This window comes from Bradyrhizobium sp. 45, assembly GCF_023073155.1.
Lineage (GTDB): Bacteria > Pseudomonadota > Alphaproteobacteria > Rhizobiales > Xanthobacteraceae > Bradyrhizobium > Bradyrhizobium canariense_D.
Genome location: NZ_JADPIX010000117.1, coordinates 1 through 3262 on the forward strand (window position 1 = coordinate 1; position 3262 = coordinate 3262).

A 3262-nucleotide genomic window follows, 5' to 3' on the forward strand; every position below is an offset into this window, starting at 1 on the left:
TCATGGATGATCTGTTGCGGGAGTTTTTGACGGAAACCAGCGAGAGCCTGGACACCGTGGACAATCAGCTGGTGAAGTTCGAGCAGGAGCCGAACAACGCCAAGATCCTGGATAACATTTTCCGGCTGGTCCACACCATCAAGGGCACGTGCGGCTTCCTCGGATTGCCGCGACTGGAAGCGCTGGCGCATGCCGGCGAGACGCTGATGGGCAAATTCCGTGACGGCATGCCGGTGACGGGGCAGGCGGTGACGGTGATCCTGTCCTCGATCGACCGCATCAAGGAAATTCTGGCCGGGCTGGAGGCGACCGAAGCCGAGCCCGAGGGCACCGACCGCGATCTCATCGACAAGCTGGAAGCGATGGTCGAGCAGGGCATGGCCGCCATGGCGGCCGGCGCTGCTGCTGCTGCCGTTGCCGAAGCGCCGCCGCTGGTGCCGGACGCGCCTGTCGCCGTCGAAGCCGCGCCGACCTCCGGCGTGCTGGCCGACCAGAGCCTGGAGCGTCCGCTGCGTCCGGGCGAAGTCTCGCTCGACGAGCTCGAGCGTGCCTTCCGCGAGACCGCGATCGAAGTGCCGGTCCCGGTTGCCAGGGCCGAAGTCAAGGCGGAGCCTCCGCCTGCCGCTGAAGCCCCGGTGCCTGTTGCCAAGGAAGCCGCGAAGGAGACCAAGGCGAAGGACAAGGCCGCGCCGAAGAAGTCGATCGCCGACGAAGGCGCCGCCGAGGGAGCCAGCATCGCCAACCAGTCGATCCGCGTCAACGTGGATACGCTGGAGCATCTGATGACCATGGTCTCGGAGCTGGTGCTGACCCGCAACCAGCTGTTGGAGATATCCCGCCGCAACGAGGACACCGAGTTCAAGGTGCCGTTGCAGCGGCTGTCCAACGTCACCGCCGAGCTGCAGGAAGGCGTCATGAAGACGCGCATGCAGCCGATCGGCAATGCCTGGCAGAAGCTGCCCCGCATCGTTCGCGACCTCTCGAGCGAACTCGGCAAGCAGATCGAGCTGGAGATGCACGGCGCCGACACCGAGCTCGACCGCCAGGTGCTCGACCTGATCAAGGACCCGCTCACCCACATGGTGCGCAACTCCGCCGACCATGGCCTGGAGACCCCGGCCGAGCGTCTCGCCGGCGGCAAGGGCGAGCAGGGCACCATTCGCCTGTCCGCCTATCACGAGGGCGGCCACATCATCATCTGCATCGCCGACAACGGCCGTGGCCTGAACACCGACAGGATCAAGGCCAAGGCGATCTCCTCAGGTCTGGTCACCGAGGCCGAGCTCGAGAAGATGAGCGAAGCCCAGATCCACAAGTTCATCTTCGCCCCGGGCTTCTCCACTGCTGCCGCCATCACCTCGGTGTCGGGGCGCGGCGTCGGCATGGACGTGGTGCGCACCAATATCGACCAGATCGGCGGCACCATCGACATCAAGTCGGTCGCCGGTGAAGGCTCCTCCGTTACCATCAAGATCCCGCTGACGCTCGCCATCGTCTCCGCGCTGATCGTGGAAGCCGCCGGCGACCGCTTTGCGATCCCGCAGCTCTCCGTGGTCGAGCTGGTGCGGGCCCGCGCCAACTCGGAGCACCGCATCGAGCGCATCAAGGACACCGCGGTTCTCAGGCTGCGCAACAAGCTGCTGCCGCTGATCCATCTCAAGAAGCTGCTCAAGATCGACGACGGCGCCGTCTCCGATCCCGAGAACGGCTTCATCGTGGTGACGCAGGTCGGCAGCCAGACCTTCGGCATCGTCGTCGACGGCGTGTTCCACACCGAAGAAATCGTGGTCAAGCCGATGTCGACGAAGCTGCGCCACATCGACATGTTCTCGGGCAATACCATCCTGGGCGACGGCGCGGTCATCATGATCATCGACCCCAACGGCATTGCCAAGGCGCTCGGCGCCGCCGGCTCCTCGGCCCATGACATGAACAGCGAGAACGGGACGCACAGCATCGGATCGGGCGAGCAGACCACCTCGCTGCTGGTGTTCCGCGCCGGCTCGTCCCAGCCCAAGGCGGTCCCGCTCGGGCTCGTCACGCGCCTGGAAGAGCTGCCGGCCGACAAGATCGAGTTCTCGAACGGCCGCTACATGGTGCAGTACCGCGAGCAGCTGATGCCGCTCGTTGCCATGGAGAGCGTCACCATCGCGAGCCAGGGCGCCCAGCCGATCCTGGTGTTCTCCGACGACGGCCGCTCCATGGGCCTCGTCGTCGACGAGATCATCGACATCGTCGAGGAACGGCTCAACATCGAGGTCGGCGGATCCTCCTCCGGCATTCTCGGCTCGGCCGTGATCAAGGGCCAGGCCACCGAAGTGATCGACGTCGGCCACTTCCTGCCGATGGCGTTCGCCGACTGGTTCACCCGCAAGGAGATGAAGCCGTCGCTGCACTCGCAATCGGTGCTGCTGGTCGACGACTCGGCGTTCTTCCGCAACATGCTGGCCCCGGTGCTCAAGGCCGCCGGCTACCGCGTCCGCACCGCGCCGACCGCGCAGGAGGGCCTCGCGGCGTTGCGCGCGCAGAGCTTCGACGTGGTCCTGACCGACATCGAGATGCCCGACATGAACGGGTTCGAGTTTGCCGAGACCATCCGCTCCGACAGCAATCTGGGCGCGATGCCGATCATCGGCCTCTCCGCGCTGGTGTCGCCGGCGGCGATCGAGCGCGGCCGTCAGGCCGGCTTCCACGACTATGTCGCCAAGTTCGACCGTCCCGGTCTGATCGCGGCGCTGAAGGAACAGACCGCGGGCGCCGCCGGTGCCTCCGAGCTGAGCCGCGCAGCAGCGTAACCAGCGGGATCAGGAGATACGCACATGACCAAGAAGACCCAGTCCGGCGAAGGCGCCATGGTCGAATACGTCACCGCGATGATCGGCGGCCAGCTGTTCGGCCTGCCGATCTCCCGCGTCCAGGACGTGTTCATGCCCGAGCGCGTCACCCGCGTGCCGCTGTCCTCGCGCGAGATCGCGGGCGTGCTGAACCTGCGCGGCCGCATCGTCACCGTGGTCGACATGCGCGCCCGGCTCGGCCTGCCCAAGCCCGAGGACGGCAAGATCCCGATGGCGGTCGGCGTCGACCTGCGCGGTGAATCCTACGGCCTCCTGATCGACCAGATCGGCGAAGTGCTGCGGCTCGCCGAGGACGGCATGGAAGAAAACCCCGTCAATCTCGACCCCCGCATGGCCAAGCTCGCCGGCGGTGTCCACCGTCTCGACGGCCAGCTCATGGTCGTCCTCGACGTCGATCGCGTCCTCGA

Annotated in this window: 2 protein-coding genes; both read left to right on the forward strand. The window is 66.3% G+C overall.

The annotated features are described in order from the left end of the window. Positions 1 to 2: 2 nt before the first annotated feature. On the forward strand, positions 3 to 2795 hold the full coding sequence (locus tag IVB42_RS20020; protein WP_247471177.1) for a hybrid sensor histidine kinase/response regulator: 2793 nt from the start codon (positions 3 to 5) through the stop codon (positions 2793 to 2795). A 24-nt stretch (positions 2796 to 2819) separates the two neighbouring features. Then, positions 2820 to 3262: chemotaxis protein CheW (locus tag IVB42_RS20025; protein WP_085348214.1), on the forward strand; the 443-nt coding region annotated here is incomplete at its 3' end.